This window comes from Microbulbifer maximicatervae (SeqCode), from assembly GCF_052467825.1.
On sequence record NZ_CP174327.1, the window covers coordinates 3,595,603 to 3,610,716 of the forward strand.

Consider the following 15,114-nt stretch of genomic DNA (forward strand, 5'->3'; position numbering starts at 1 on the left):
AACGAATAGCCATAATAGGTTTTGTTAATGTATTTTCATCCGCTTTGAAGTGTGATTTATGGTGCCAAGAGACCCTTTTACGGAATGCTTGTGATATTGTCATGCGATATTGAATACCAGTGAATCTAAAACGCCCTTGCCACTATGCACGCCACCCTCCATTTCCTGAGAGGATTTACTTCGAACTAAGTAGCCGGCAAAACCTTGTTCTGAAGTAGCTGGTTGACCATTGAAATGAACTGTAAACATACCTATTTCACTGATTAAATCGCCTACTAAATATAATTCAGAGTCTCTGACTACCAGGGCGGGGTTGCTTCTAGGGGGCGGGCTCAAGCGTGGCATTAGTGCCCAGGCAGGGTATTCGTCTACTGAGAGCTGTTTGAGTTTCAGCTTGATATCCTGGCCAAAGACACAGTGCCCGCCGCCTTCTCCCTGATTTTTGAGGACCCACTTGGAGGCGTTCTGCTGACCGAACCATTCTATCTTTTCTGATGAAATTGGTTGCATGTCGCCAAGTAATGACTTGATTAAAACCGCTTCATCCCGGGATACATTGAATCCGGTTAGCATTTCTACTGACATGGACGAAAGGATCATTTGTACACGTTTGCTGGTAGCCAGTTGTTGGCTTACGGTTGCATTAATTGCGATCCGATGGCTCTCAAGCAAAATTCGCGATTGCATCAGTGTTTCACAGCAGCGCTCGCCATCCAGGTCTTTGGCGACATAATCACAGTAGTTGTAGCCGGCTCGTAAATACACGCAATCTACAGGGCCTATTCCTTGCAGCAAGAGCCTATTGTTGGGGCCTGTTACCAGGCCCGCTTTGAGTTCGCGAAAGGTCTTTCGTACCGTACGAATGCCTTTTTCAGCTAAGGCATATTCAAGAAGGTGTTGGTCGAAGACATTGTCTTCATGCTCCTGTATCACCATTAGAAATGTTGGGCTGCCACCATCTCCAAACTCGCTTTTGATGGCTCTTGTCGCATCGGCAAGGCCTTGGGAGAGTCGCTCAATTGCTGGGTTCTCTATAGGTTGGCCGTTCGAAGTATTGGACCAATCGGAATAGGTCTCAGGACTTTGCGAGCGGATGAATTGGTGCAACTCGTAAATACGCTGCCCGAAGGGCCCCATTCCTGCTGCGATTCCATTGAACTCAATGAGCTTTGGTCCTTGGCTCACATCGTCCATAAAGTCACTTCTCATAATCAGGAGGGGGAGGCGGGGCGCATTTTTTATTTGACCATGCATGGCGAGTAAGGCACCGAAAAACGGGTCTCCATGTGCAACAGGCCTGATAGCTTCGTGAAGAAATTGGTGATCTTCTGAGACTTGATGTATCAGCTTTCCCAATAGGGGTACTGCTTTCTTTAACGTCTCAAACCGTTCCAGGGCGATAGTACTCGGGGTAAGGCTAAAAGGAACATGGCTCGCTGAGCCACGACTAGATTTGAAAGCTAAGCCATGGGCAAGCCCCCACTCTACCGCTTCATTGGCTGCCTGAATGGCGTTTGGTTGGCTCTTTTTCATGGTTTCCTCTGGCCTTTGTGTGCTGGGGTACACAACTCAGATGATATGAAATTTCTAGAATAATGGAAATATGGATGTTAAGTAAAGGTGTGTGTTCGAGTTATTTCCGAGGTATCTAAGAAAGGTATCAAGGGAAGGGAGCCAACTAAAGCTGGCTATTTCTGTAAATGGTCATTCTAGCGGTACTTAAAGCAGAATTTAGGGCCTAAATGTACCCATCGGGGTGAAGAGAGGAAAGTTCGGACGCCATCGATTGAGGTCGCCCAAAGTAAGAGCGGCATCGTTCAGTGCTGATCCGGTATTGCACATTTGATATCAGGACACTTTATCGGTGTATTGAAATCATCGTGACAGCATTCATCTTGTAAAAACTGAATAACCTCAATCAAGTGCTGATATTCGGCTACGCAGAAAAGGGTTCGGCTCTCACGCCGCTGGAAGATCAATCCCGCCGAAATCAGACTGGAAATATGGTGGGAAAGGGTTGATCCGGGGATATCTAACTGCTCCTGGATGTTGCCTACAGGAATACCCGGTAGGCCAGCTTTGACTACTTTTTTGTAGATCAACAAGCGGGTTGGGTGTCCCAGCTCTTTGAGTGATTTGGCTACTTCTTCGATTTCCATCATGATTTGGTCATAAGTTCTATATTCGTCGAAATATATACAGTTTAGTGCTAAAGATAAAGTGTCGTGTGGAGGACTGCTCAAGCTAGTGCTGCCACTAGTTTTTTAGGATATTGAGAGGAAGCTACATTACTTATATTTCTTTAAACTATATTACCAAACTTACCGAAATAATGATTTACTGCTAATTGCCCCATAGCAGAGGGGGAATATCTATTCTGAAGTAGACTCATCATCTTCATCATCATCCAGGATTTCATTGTAGTCGTAAGAATCTTTGCCAAACACCTGAATATTGCAATGTGAATTCCAGCAAGTCCTTAATGGTTGAAATGTTGTCTTTGCCATAAGGAGCAACTTTTACGTGATTAGCTGTATACCTCCTGGCAAACGAAAATCGAGATTTATCTTTTGATGTGTTTGTATAAGATGAGTGAATATTTTGGGGTGAGAAATAAGGCATTCGCCGGCTTTCATTTCCAGGTCTTTTACTTCCAGATCACCAAAGAGATCTCCTTTAATAATTCCCCTTGTGTTGAACAAAAGGATGGCCGCTTTTTAGAAGATCTCACCAAAAAGGAATTGCTTGGCAACAACTTTCGTCTTCAGCACTAGAAAACAGGTTGGCCAATGTACTTTTCTTTCTCTTCGGTGGAGCTTTCAATAAGTTGCCTAGAGATTTTTATTTCAGGAGTTTTTAATGCAAAAGTCTTTAGTGTTAATGAATTGATCTGAGCCTCAAATTCGAAGAAGTTTATTTAATGGCATAGGCATAGATAGCGGCTAAAATATGATCTGCACATTAAAGGGCGCCGTCAGTAGAAATAAAATCTCAGCTTATGTGATCGGCGCCCAGAGAACTTTGGGTTGCTATAAATCTTGGCCTCGCCAAGTTTTGGCTAGCAGGCTTACTGATGTTTAGCCAGTTCGACCGGCCCATGGTCATCACAGTGATCACCATGAACATGATGAAGCCGCCCGTTAACCAGGTAGTCAACATGATCTCCGTGGGGAACCTGCTCATGGCCACAGTTTTTGCCGTGGACATGGGAGCTGTCATAGCCCCCTGTAACAGGGTGGCAACCCTCCGGGTTTTGGGTGCTTACTTCCAAGACGTGCTCGTCGTAGTGGTCTTTGTGGTGATGGTGTAGGTGGCCGTCATGGAGGTAGCAGATATGGTCCCCATGGCGAATGGCTGTGTGGCCACAGTGGCTATTATGGGTATGTGAATGATGCTCCGCCTGTTGGCACTTGCCTTTTTCCATGATAACTCTCCTGGCCGCTTGGCACTTACATGGAACCACTCATCGTCGAATGCTTCTAGAATCAATAATTTGGCGCCACATTTGGACAGCCCTACATACTAAATCTAAGAACATCCGGGTGTAGTTTCCAAATATGAACTTCTACCAATGGCAGAAAACCTGCCCCTACCCCTCAATTCTTGATCTGCGAAGGTCTAACGAATGACTAGTCACTCAAATCTAGCCATTAATTCAATTTGCAATCGATTGCATTTGCACATTATAGTTAAAGCACGGTGCATCAAGTAGCGTTTAGCAACTCCTTATGCAATCGATTGCATAAAGCTTTATAAAAATAGCACCGAAGTATCAGAACAGATAAGAATGACGACGAGAGGGAAGAGTTGATGAGCAAGAAACCATTGGCGCAGGCCGTATCCATGGCCGCGCTCTCCGTTGGTCTTTGCGGCTATGCCGCAGCCCAAGAAATTAGCCCTGAAAACGATATGGTGATGGAGGAAGTCATCACAACTGGCACCCCAGGCGGTGCGGGCATGCGTAAGCTGGATGCCAGTTTTTCTATCACAACTTTAAGTGATGATGAGATTAGCAAAGCCTCTCCTTCAAGTACTGCAGACCTGTTGAAGTCCGTTCCAGGCCTGTGGGTTGAGAGCTCTGGCGGTGTTTCTGGGGCAAATATCGATGTTCGCGGTTTCCCCGGCGGTAGTGATGCTCCCTTTGTCACGGTATCCATGAACGGATTGCCTCTGTATCCAGCGCCAACACTCTCATTTTTAGAAAACTCTTCTCTATTTCGTGTCGATGAAACTATTCAGCGAGTGGAAGCTCTACGCGGTGGACCTAATCCGGTTTTCTCCAATGGCCAGCCAGGTCTGACTACCAACTTTATCTTAAAAGAAGGTACTGAAGAGACTGAGGGGCGCTTTAAGTACACTTTATCTGACTATGATCTGCAGCGAACAGATGCCCTAATGACTGGTAAGCTCGCAGATGATGTTTATTACATGATCGGGGGCTACGTATCTTCCTCCCCGGGTATTCGCGATGCGGGTTTTGATGCGGAAGAAGGGCATCAATTTACCCTGCACATCACCAAAGAGATGGATAACGGCAAAGCGGGTTTTTACATCCGGGATACAAAAGATACTGGTACCTGGTATTTGCCCAATGCTGCATTTCTGGAAACAGATTACACCCAGGTAGGCCCCAGTAATCGCAAGGTTTCTGTACCTATCACTCAGGCTGACGGTAATGGCGGCTCAGAAACTACCTGGGAAACTTTCGATATGGGCGAAGGGCGCGGGTGGAATGGTAATGTAGCCGGTGCTTATCTGGAGCTAGACCTGGGCGATGGCTGGAGTCTCACCGAACGCTTTGGACTTACCGCAGGTAACGCTGATACTTTGGGTTTTGTTCCTAATGGTGCGCCCGTATCGCTAAATTCTCTTACTGACCAAGCAGTAGTAACCGCCTCTGGAAACGAACTTAGTGGCGATACTGTGGTACAGCAGTTTGGTGCCTGGGTAGTACGCAAAGATATCGAGGCTACGACAAATGACATTAGCCTGGCAAAAGAGTGGGATAACTTTAAGGTAACTGCCGGTTATTACACCTCTAGCTGGGAAGTTGATGAATGGTGGTCCCTGGGTAACCAGAAATACTATGTATTGGGTCAAGATGGGGAGCTGATCACAGGAGCTGCAGATGGCTCTGAGCTCACAGGAGACCTTGCCTGTAATACATCCGCCGATATCTCAACTTGTGACTGGAAATATGATGTGGATGCTGTGGGTGATGCCCGTGAAAACGCGCTTTACCTTGCCGGCGAGTTTTACTTAGGAGATTTCACTTTCGATCTGGGAGTGCGTTCCGCAAACCGGAAAACCAATTACTCCGTGGATCATGGCGAACGTGACGGTAATTTTACCACCTATAAAGCAGACGAAAATGGTACTGCCTACACTGCGGCAGTGGACTGGGCATTTGCCGAAAATATGGGCACATTCTTCCGTATAAACTCCGGTTTTAAATTCGCAGACTTTGACAACTATCGAGAGTTTGGTGACAGCTTCATTGCTGGGTCTGATCTTGTGATCGACATTGAGCAATACGAACTGGGTTATAAATTACAGGAGCAAGATTACTCCCTCTTTGCGACGCTGTTCTACAACGAAACCCAGGGCATGCCTGACTGTATCATTGGCAGCAGTACCTGTACTCGTTTGGAGACTGAGGCGCTTGGTCTCGAATTGGACGGTAAAGTTCACTGGGGAGATTTTACCTTTGGGTTAAATACTACCCTACAAAAGCCAGAAATCACGAGTGGTGAATATGAAGGCAACCAGGTTATGCGTCAGCCTGAATACCAGGTGCGCCTGAGCCAGAATTATGATTTCACACTGAATGACATTGATATGGCTATGTATACCGATATCAGTCGGGTAGGTGATCGCTTTAATGGAAGCAACAATGAAGTAACTTTGCCAGCCTATACAAAAGTTGACCTGGGTGCGGTGGCTTATATCAATGATATTACTGTCCAGTTGGCTGTGGACAACTTAACTGATGAAGATGGTATCACCGAAGGTGATCCCCGCGATCCGCTAGCGTCTAATGTCCGCTACATCTTACCGCGCAATATCAAGCTTAGCTTCGCGTACGATTTTTAACCTCATGCCTCTCCCATAGGCTTCCAAGCTTTGCCGCACACTTCTCCAGTGTGCGGCTTTTTTATTTTCCAAAACATATAGTTTCAATCCGTAAAGGGCATATATGGAACGATAACTCCACTCGTCATTCTTATGATTTAGATCCTTGTGTCACCACACTAAAATAAATAGCCGCATCGCCTGTCTTATTCACTAATTCCCCAAATAATTAAATTTGATTCAGGAGCTATACAGGGGGTAAGACTGTCAAATTGGGGCTTTGGCTCTATTACATCTATTGAGTTCAGCTCTAAGTTAAATAAATTTGTGTATAGGTTCACAGTTTGGATTATTAAGTTTTTGGTGATATTTATGATATCTTCCACAACTTATTTGATAGTTTTACTGTATGCAATGTCCAGCCAACCCACCTAAAGCCCATCATCGAACGCAAAGATCATTCTGTACTTTATTCGAAATATGGTATAAGTTTTGAGAAAGGAGGGGGCTATCTTGCGAAGGACGGTGAGGTGAAAAAATGGTTGCTGATAGGTGTGAATCTAATTAGTATCTTTTGCCTCATTTGTAAGCTAGGCATTTCTAGCCCCGCTTGGTATAAATCCCTATTTGTCAGTGTTTTGAATGTAGGTGATACTATTGTTAGGTATGATTCTTTATCTCGTTACTTATAAATTCGGAGTAAGTTTCCGTTTCGGGAATCTAAGAGCCTGGTGATAAGTGCAAGTTAGATAACCTAAAGGGTCCATAATATTTTACAGTCTTTTGACAAAGGAGCTTAAATCTCAGTATTTGGACAAAGTCCATTGATGTATTTTTACAGTTTTTAGATGTTATACAGGACTTAATTTTAATTGAAATATAATCCGGTCTTGTTTCGACTTATGCTAATTACTCTACTTATAATAATTGGATTGTTATTGCCTGCAGTAGGGCAGATACTATTAGGATAATTGTGATGAAGCGAATCCCTGAACCCTTCCGTATAAAAATGGTTGAGCCGATCAAGATGACAACCTATAAAGATAGGGAGGTTGCACTCAATAAGGCCGGATTAAATCCGTTTTTACTGCGCAGTGATGATGTCTATATTGACCTATTGACAGATTCAGGTACTGGTGCAATGAGTGATAATCAATGGGCGGGTTTGATGCTTGGTGATGAGTCCTATGCCGGTAGCCGAAACTACTACAATTTGTGCAATGCAGTAGAGCATTTTTTCGGGTATAAATTGGTTGTTCCTACACATCAGGGGCGTGGAGCAGAACAAATTTTGTTTCCTGCTCTGATTGAGCGTATGCGTCAAGTGCGTGGAGGGACGGAGCCTGTATTTATTTCAAATTATCACTTTGATACTACTGCAGGGCATATAGAGTTAAATGGTGGAAAAGCAATTAATGTGGTAGATAAACGTGCTTTTGATACCACGACAGCATACGACTGGAAAGGTAACTTTGATTTACAACGCCTGGTTTCCACTATTGAGGAGCACGGAAGCCACAATGTCTGTGCGATTATAACTACTGTGACCTGTAACAGTTCTGGTGGTCAGCCTGTGTCCATGAAAAATATGCAGGCAGTTTATGAAATTGCTACTAAGTATGATATCCCAGTGGTAATTGATTCGGCTCGATATTGCGAGAATGCTTACTTTATAAAGCAAAGGGAAGAGGGGTATCAAGAAAAATCGATTTTAGAAATTATTCGCGAGATGTATCAATATGGGGACATGTTGACAATGTCCGCAAAAAAAGACCCTATGGTAAATATTGGTGGCCTTTGTTGTATTCGAAACAATGAGGAACTTTTTCAAGCCGTACAAACCCGCTGCGTCCCTATGGAGGGTTTTGTGACCTACGGAGGGATGGCTGGTCGCGATATGGAAGCGCTGGCCCGGGGGCTCTATGAGGCTGCCGATGAGAGCTATTTGAACTACCGAATTGGCCAAGTGGCCTATCTGGGAGAGCGATTGAGATCTGCTGGAGTACCCATTCAATATCCCACAGGTGGGCATGCGGTTTTTGTAGATGCATCGAAGATTCTTCCCCATATTCCATCAGAGCAGTTTCCGGCACAGGTGTTAACCAATGCGCTGTATCTAGAAGCGGGAATCAGGGCTGTGGAAATTGGATCTTTACTTCTTGGGCGGGACCCGGATACCGGTGAACAAAAGAAAGCAGATCTAGAATTAATGCGGCTTACTATTCCACGTAGAGTCTATACAAATGATCATATGGATTATGTAGCAGATGCGATTATTGAACTTAGCTCGCGGGCCAATGAATTGCGGGGGTTAACTTTCGAGTATGAGCCACAAGTTCTACGGCATTTTACTGCAAGATTTACAGAAATTTGAGCTATAAATAACCATTTTTTCTATTGTAGTGAGACCATTCTTTAGTAGATTTTATAGCCAAAATAAGGTGGATACATTGGATACTTGTATCCACCTTATTTTTTCTAGAAATTATCTTGTTGTCTTACCTGGTTCCAACTGGCCCCTAAGTCGGTCGATTCATAGAAATCACCATTGGCACCATCGCAGGAAACTAATAAACGATCGGCAACCAGAGGAACTATAGAGGTACAATAGTCTGTAGGTGGTTTATTGTCTGTAGATATCCAGCTTTTTCCGCCATCCGTTGTTGTCAAGATTCTGTTTTCTGTTTCACGATTCCTACCGGAAAAGTTACTTTGTGAAAAACCAACAATCGCAACGGCTTCATTGTCAGTTGAGAACCAGGGAACGGATCGAAATGTGAAATTTCTATTTATACAGCGATTTCTGGAAGATTTACTCTCTTTACATTCTTTAATATACGTAGTTATTTTATCCTGGTTGCCATTTTTATCAATTTTGTAATAGGTTGGCTTTCCTGTCCAGGACCAGAAGCCAGCTTCCTCGACACCTAACTGAACTGCGCCTGCGTCAACAATTGCATTTAGGTCAAAATCATCTACTGTTTTTTCAATCATCCAACTTTCAGGATCATAGATGAAGATTTCGCTATTGATTGGCGAAAATATAATACTTCCATACGTTGATTGCTCACGGACAATTATGTAATTCTGGCCGTTGAATTCAAAAATAGTTGTATTGTATATATGTTGGTCACTTTTAGTGTGGGCTTTCATTTCCCCTATTTTTACTTCCGCAATATGCTTCCATCCTTGACCTGATCTTGAGGAGTATTGATTCAAAAGTTTCCACTTTACTTGTGAATTTGCTACTACTCCCCTATAAATATTCACTTCAAAGTCGCGAGTAACTAGAAGTTCTATCTCTCCTGTATCTAGAAGTCTCAGGTTTTCAATGTGAGTATTGTGCTCCAATGATATGTCTAGCCAATCCCCTTTAGCAGAGCGCCAGAATAGGGCGCCTTCACTCCCCCCGACTACTAGATCACCATGATTGTTTTGTGCGATAGCCGTTAGTTCATGATTGGTGTCAACAGCATCAAGCTCCCAGTCCCCGTCGGGAGTACGTTTCATAAATACGCCGACCTTTCCAAGAAAGTAGATGGAATTATCAGGAGAAATATACTCTTCGTTGTATGTCAGAGGATTCTGTGCAATGGATATATAAGCTGACTCACGCTCTTCATCATTTTCATCGACATGCCACCCGTTGATTGATTGAGGATCGTATTTTATGAATGGAAAGTGCTTTGCAATTACCTCCCCTTCTTTTGATTCAGGCGCGCGAATCAAAAGGTCAAGGTATCTGTCACCTTGTGGCTTTGGGTAATAGATCAAAGTACCAAGATCAGTGACCTCACCCTGCGTAACTGAAAAGGTCCCCAGCTTCTCATCTGCACTTACGAAACGGCTGTACCATCCATTACCGTTTGAATAGAACGCCCGAATACTACTAATAGAGTAATTCCCTGGTTTGACAGAAGAGGCAAATACCGTTGTACCATTTAGCTTTGGTCGATCCGCAAGGAGGCGTTCCGGTTTTATGGATTTAGACTCGTTCAAGTTTTCCGGGTTAATTGTGAGTTGATTAAACGGCAGGGCAACTCCAGAGGCGTTAATGATTCGAGCGACAACAATTCCATCTTGTTCGCTAATAGGGACGTCTTCTTTCAATGTTGGTAGCATATTAACTTGCCCCGCACAACCTTGTAGAAATAATAAACAGACCGCTAAAAGAAGTGGGCAAGACTTAACGTACCTGAGAGGGTTCATCCCTGACATATTATTCTCCATAATTTTGACCAAAGCTTGCCAATTGTATTGCATTTGGCTCTGAGATAGTATTCAAAACGTTGTCACTCATTTATAAATAAACATATGGAAGTGTTATTTTGACACTAAATTTTAGAAGCGTGATGCCGGTAGGCTATCAGGTAAGTGGAGTAGATACTCTTCTTAAAGGCATAATATTTGCGGCAATCCTTGTGTCTGAATCAGTAATTGCTCGGACGCTATCATTGGTACCCTATGATAATCCACCTGAATTAGAGGGCGGGCGTGGGTATGTTTTGGTTAAGCTAGATGTAGGAGGTACTGCGCCCTCAATTGAGTTTGCTAAGATGTACGCTAATGGAAATAAATACCTGCTGAGTGGGCAAAAATATAAACTGCGAAAGAAAGGTCGTTATAAAGTCAGCCTCAAGGATAAGTCCGAAGGTTTTTACCTGATGACAGTCCCAGCTGGCCTGTACCAAATTACCCAAATAAATGCACCTTACTTCAACCTCCCCTACAAACTAGATACTGCTAAGCAGCGTACTTGGCGTTTTCATGTGGAAGCTAAAAAAACAAATTATATTGGTAGCTTGTTTATAGGTAAGGAAAGAAAGTCAGATACGGTAGAAGTCTATTTCAAAAATCGAATAGCAACAGATTTAGATGGAATTCAAGAAGCTATAAATTCATTAACTGAGTTGTATCCTCTTGTATCTGGTGCGGGAGTGCAAGATGAATTCTTGCAAAGTTGGTTAAGTCCTATGGAGATAAACCAATGATTGTTTTTTTTCGAGGGACTTTATTGGTTTTGTTGTGCATTCTGGTGAAAATTGGTCCAGTTGTAGCAATGCCAGCAGAAAGCTACTTTAAATCGATTGATACTATAACAGCACAAGTCAGTCCAGATGGAAGATTGGTAGCGTCCATTAAGCAGAGTGATGCTAGTCAAAAGTTAGATATTTGGAGTCGTGAAGATGGGTCTAGTCATACCCTGATTGATCTCGAAACATTGACATCCAGGGACGCATCAATTCAATTTATCCGCTGGGTTGGCCCACAGTATCTTGTTGCCCAGTTTAAGGAAGTCAAGAAGGGTGTTAAAAATTTATTAGATACCAAGCCAGCTTATCGACTATTAGTGCTTGATGTCTCAGGCTCCGAAGGCCAGCCTCCAGAAATATTTGAGGTAAAAACACCAGGATGGTTGGTCCATGCGTTGCCAAACAGGCCGGGCCATTTTCTGTATGCAAAAAGTGGGATTTACTCCAAGGTATACAGTATTGAGGTATCTAAGCTTAACCGATTTAAACAGAAGGCAAGTAAACTTTTACGAAAAGATGGAGGCCAGTTTACAGTTCAGAATGAAGTGGCTTCAGTTGAAGGGTATGCGATACGCTGGTTTTTTGATCCATCAGGGCAGCCAAAGTCAGTTCTGTTTTTCAATGACAGCAAGCTTCATTTGAGTAAAGTTGTTGATGGACACTCTACCGCCCCAATAAAGAGTTGGACTGAAGAAGAGTTGGAAGAGTTGGAAGAGGAGCCCGCCCCCGGAGCAGAGCATGGAATCCTTATACCGGTGTCTATAAGTCCAGAGTCTGGAACTTACTTTTGCTTAGATACTAATTCGGAGAAAGATCGGATAGTTTACCGCTGCAATTTCACTAGTGGAGAACAGAGCATAGCTTATCGATCTGATAGCTACGATATTATCGATCTGGTAATAGAGCAATCGACAGGGGAGTTAATTGGTGTAAAGGTCGTTCATAATGGACGGTTAGAATATCAATACATTGATGAGGATAGACAAGAAAAAAATGGCATGGCGAGTCTACTAAAAACAACAGTAGGAAGAAGCCTCGATAGTACTATAGAGCTTTACTATAGCGAGAGCCACGGCCAACCAGGACGTTATTTCATTAGTAGTAATGGCCAGAAAATTGATCAGCCAGTGGCCTCAAAATTTCCACATTTAGATGATCAGCTTGAGAGTCGCCAATACCACGAGCAGGTTAAAGTGGAGGGATTGGATATTCCCTATATATTGACCATGCCAAAAGGTAACGGGCCATTCCCTCTTATAGTTATGCCACATGGTGGTCCTCTTGGCGTTTTTGACCATCAGTATTTTGACTACTATACACAGTTCTTTGTGGCGAATAATTATGCCGTTTTAAGGGTGAATTATCGAGGATCGAGTGGTTATTCAACTGAGCTGGAGGAAGCGGGTGTTCAGCAGTGGGGTAACTTAATGCTTGAAGATATATTTCAAGCAACAAAGGTGGTAAGTGACCGAAGCGATATTTTGTCTTTGGAAATTTGTTCTGTTGGAATGAGTTATGGTGGATATGCTGCACTAATGATGGCTATCAAACACCAGCAATTGTTCCGCTGTGCAGTCAGTGTGGCCGGTGTCACAGATGTTAACCTCTACCTGAACTCACCCTATGCAACTGAGGCTCAAAGTAAGTGGTTGCTGGAGAATGTTGGAGATACTGTTAAAGACTATGGCAAACTGAAGGACATTTCACCGGTATATCTGGCACAAAACCTTCAAAGGCCTGTATTTATTATTCATGGTGAGAAGGATGAAACTGTTGATGTTGAACATATGTACCGCATGAATATGATGTTAAGTAAGTTTGATAAGGACTATGAGTGGAAACTATATCCAGAAATGGCTCATGGTCCTACTGATAGTGAGCACCATAGAGCTATTTTTGGGTCGATCATCAGCTTCCTTGAAAAGAACATGTAGGTTTCTGGGATTATGGAGGCTCGGAGTAATTTCATAGCTGTATTTGTGGGATTACTTAGAGCCATCTATTACCCAATTAGAGAGCTAGCTGAGACTTTAATACTCTCCTTTAAGATGGAAAGAAAACTGCGAGATACTGGGATAAGTGTATCTGTTCCGGAAAGTCGGACAAAATGGCGTCGTGACTGTAGCTTTAATTCAAGGATTCTATGGCTGTTAATGATGTAGCTTCGATGTAATCGGTAAAAAGTTTCCTTAGGTAGCTGCTCACTGAAACTGTCAAGTGTCATATCTGAAATAATGGTATTTGTATTGTGAGATTCAACTCCTGTCTCGGTAAGGTGGATACGACGATAACGACCGATACTGTCGATATAGTTAATTTGGTCGTATTCAAATATCTTCATTTGATTATAATCACTCAAAACCAATCGGTTTCCGCTTGTCGAAGACGTCTGTTGCCCTAAGGCATACATCTCTTGCCGTAATATCTTGCGAATGCTTTTCTTTATTAATTCTGGGTGAGCAGGCTTTGTCAAATAGTCAATTGCATTTGTGTCAAACGCACGCAGGGCATAGTGCTGATAGGCTGTTAGGAAGACAAGTTGATAGTTTATATGTTGAGTTGCATTAGCCACATCAAAGCCATTCACCTCTGGCATTTCAATGTCAAGGAATACGATATCAGGGCTTTTGGTTATGATCTGCTTTATCGCTGACTTTCCATCAGTTACTTGCGCCACAACTTTCAATTCATCGAAGGTGTTGATTACTTCTATTAGATTGGATCTTGCTGCAGGTTCATCATCGACAACAATTACTTTTTTAGTATTCATTTTCGCCATTTTCAACCTACGGGGTTATGGATGAATTTACTTGTGGGAAGCGAATTTTCAAACTTGCTCCTTCACCGCTTGAATTTAACTTAAGGGCGTGGTTGTCACTGAAGTTGACTCTTAATGTTTGAGTAAGAATACGCAATCCTTCACCATAAGTGATGTTCTTGTCATCAAAGCATGCCCCAGTATCCTGAACTTCCACTTCTATGTAGCTATTATTTAGTTCCACATTTACACTCACATGACCACTTTTGGCGTAGGGTGCAATACCGTACTTTATGGCATTTTCCACAGCTGGCATTAATAGTAATGAAGGTATATTCATTCCATTCAAATTTTGTGGGCAGTCAATATCAAAGGTAAATCGATCCTCAAAGCGCTTTTGTTGCAGCAAGAGGTATAACTCGATTAATCTTAGTTCTTCCTCAATAGTTATCCATTGGGTTTTGGTTAAGTTGATTGTGTCGCGCAATAAATCGGAAAGGCTGTAAATGAGCTCTTTAGCTTTTGATGGGTGCTGAATAACTTCTGATGCAATCAAATTTAGAGTGTTAAATAGAAAGTGAGGATTTGATTGCATTTTAAGTATTTGTAGCTCTGCCTGTTGTGCATGAAGCTGCGAGCGATAGAAGAAACTTTGCTGTTGAAATATATATATGGCAAAAATATAAACTGTGGATTCAAGTAGCATTATCGCCAATGGTAATATTTTAATATCAGGTACTTTGAAAGTTAATGGGGGTTCTACGATCGGTGCAATGCTTATAAATAGAAAAATGACTACAATTGGTCTAAGTAAGTAGGTGTGTTTTTCTTTTAATAATCGTAGAGGGCTGTTGGGAAGATTTTCAATAAAAATGAAAAGAAGGTGACATAAAATAAATGTTCCCCATATTTTAGCTGTAGCCAACAGGAAGAGGTGGGGGGTTAGTGACTCAAGTGAATAAAGTGTAGCAGAGACGATAAAGATATTCACCCATGGCCATATTAGAAGAAATATCCATGCTTGGATCTTATTTATTTTGCGAAATTCAAACAAGGTTCCTTGCCTATATTGCATTCAATATCGATTTTATATATCAAAATATCAACAGTGAATGATATAGGTAATCTCATATGAAAGAAACTTGCCATTTGCTCCATTGAGCTTGAAATATGCACCGTTCATACAAAACATTCTCGATTGCAAGCAAATTTTTAAGTATCTAAGCATAAGTTTATGTATCTCTAGTTTTT

General features: G+C 42.5%; 10 protein-coding genes. 4 read left to right on the forward strand and 6 right to left on the reverse strand.

What is annotated here, in order from left to right:
* Positions 1–99: 99 nt before the first annotated feature.
* The 3 genes from ACJJII_RS16090 to ACJJII_RS16100 form a co-directional block, all read right to left on the reverse strand.
* Positions 100–1,533 carry a hypothetical protein gene (locus ACJJII_RS16090; RefSeq protein WP_444916916.1) on the reverse strand — a complete coding sequence of 478 codons (1,434 nt, stop codon included), beginning with the start codon at positions 1,531–1,533 and terminating at the stop codon, positions 100–102.
* A gap of 284 nt (positions 1,534–1,817) precedes the next feature.
* A complete protein-coding gene (locus tag ACJJII_RS16095; protein ID WP_444916917.1) occupies positions 1,818–2,162 on the reverse strand; it encodes an ArsR/SmtB family transcription factor in 345 nt (114 codons plus the stop codon).
* A gap of 905 nt (positions 2,163–3,067) precedes the next feature.
* On the reverse strand, positions 3,068–3,424 hold the full coding sequence (locus tag ACJJII_RS16100) for a hypothetical protein (RefSeq protein WP_444916918.1): 357 nt from the start codon (positions 3,422–3,424) through the stop codon (positions 3,068–3,070).
* Between the two features lie 386 nt (positions 3,425–3,810).
* On the opposite strand from ACJJII_RS16100, the gene ACJJII_RS16105 reads away from it, so the two are divergent.
* Together ACJJII_RS16105 and ACJJII_RS16110 are read left to right on the forward strand one after the other, a co-directional pair.
* Positions 3,811–6,093: a TonB-dependent receptor gene (locus tag ACJJII_RS16105; RefSeq protein WP_444916919.1), complete on the forward strand. Its 2,283-nt coding sequence runs from the start codon at positions 3,811–3,813 to the stop codon at positions 6,091–6,093.
* A gap of 955 nt (positions 6,094–7,048) precedes the next feature.
* Positions 7,049–8,446, forward strand: a complete 1,398-nt coding sequence (locus tag ACJJII_RS16110) for a tryptophanase (protein ID WP_444916920.1) — start codon at positions 7,049–7,051, stop codon at positions 8,444–8,446.
* Positions 8,447–8,550: 104 nt separating this feature from the next.
* Here the strand turns inward: ACJJII_RS16110 and ACJJII_RS16115 are convergent, their stop codons facing one another.
* Positions 8,551–10,335: a WD40/YVTN/BNR-like repeat-containing protein gene (locus ACJJII_RS16115; protein WP_444916921.1), complete on the reverse strand. Its 1,785-nt coding sequence runs from the start codon at positions 10,333–10,335 to the stop codon at positions 8,551–8,553.
* 65 nt (positions 10,336–10,400) lie between these two features.
* On the opposite strand from ACJJII_RS16115, the gene ACJJII_RS16120 reads away from it, so the two are divergent.
* Together ACJJII_RS16120 and ACJJII_RS16125 are read left to right on the forward strand one after the other, a co-directional pair.
* Positions 10,401–11,063, forward strand: coding sequence for a hypothetical protein (locus ACJJII_RS16120; protein ID WP_444916922.1), 663 nt, complete (start codon positions 10,401–10,403; stop codon positions 11,061–11,063).
* Positions 11,060–13,039 (forward strand): alpha/beta hydrolase family protein, encoded by a 1,980-nt coding sequence (locus ACJJII_RS16125; protein ID WP_444916923.1) that lies wholly within the window; start codon positions 11,060–11,062, stop codon positions 13,037–13,039. Before ACJJII_RS16120 ends, ACJJII_RS16125 begins: the two co-directional genes overlap by 4 nt.
* Before the next feature lie 68 nt (positions 13,040–13,107).
* Here ACJJII_RS16125 and ACJJII_RS16130 read toward each other — a convergent pair whose 3' ends face one another.
* Positions 13,108–13,884, reverse strand: coding sequence for a LytR/AlgR family response regulator transcription factor (locus ACJJII_RS16130; protein WP_444916924.1), 777 nt, complete (start codon positions 13,882–13,884; stop codon positions 13,108–13,110).
* Positions 13,885–13,891: 7 nt separating this feature from the next.
* Positions 13,892–14,917, reverse strand: a complete 1,026-nt coding sequence (locus ACJJII_RS16135; RefSeq protein ID WP_444916925.1) for a sensor histidine kinase — start codon at positions 14,915–14,917, stop codon at positions 13,892–13,894.
* Positions 14,918–15,114: the final 197 nt, after the last annotated feature.

Excerpts from the sequence above, each read along its gene's own strand:
- ACJJII_RS16090 (WP_444916916.1), bottom strand. The coding sequence starts at position 1,533 with ATGAAAAAGAGCCAACCAAACGCCATTCAGGCAGCCAATGAAGCGGTA.
- ACJJII_RS16095 (WP_444916917.1), bottom strand. The coding sequence starts at position 2,162 with ATGATGGAAATCGAAGAAGTAGCCAAATCACTCAAAGAGCTGGGACAC.
- ACJJII_RS16100 (WP_444916918.1), bottom strand. The coding sequence starts at position 3,424 with ATGGAAAAAGGCAAGTGCCAACAGGCGGAGCATCATTCACATACCCAT.
- ACJJII_RS16105 (WP_444916919.1), top strand. The coding sequence starts at position 3,811 with ATGAGCAAGAAACCATTGGCGCAGGCCGTATCCATGGCCGCGCTCTCC.
- ACJJII_RS16110 (WP_444916920.1), top strand. The coding sequence starts at position 7,049 with ATGAAGCGAATCCCTGAACCCTTCCGTATAAAAATGGTTGAGCCGATC.
- ACJJII_RS16115 (WP_444916921.1), bottom strand. The coding sequence starts at position 10,335 with ATGCAATACAATTGGCAAGCTTTGGTCAAAATTATGGAGAATAATATG.
- ACJJII_RS16125 (WP_444916923.1), top strand. The coding sequence starts at position 11,060 with ATGATTGTTTTTTTTCGAGGGACTTTATTGGTTTTGTTGTGCATTCTG.
- ACJJII_RS16130 (WP_444916924.1), bottom strand. The coding sequence starts at position 13,884 with ATGGCGAAAATGAATACTAAAAAAGTAATTGTTGTCGATGATGAACCT.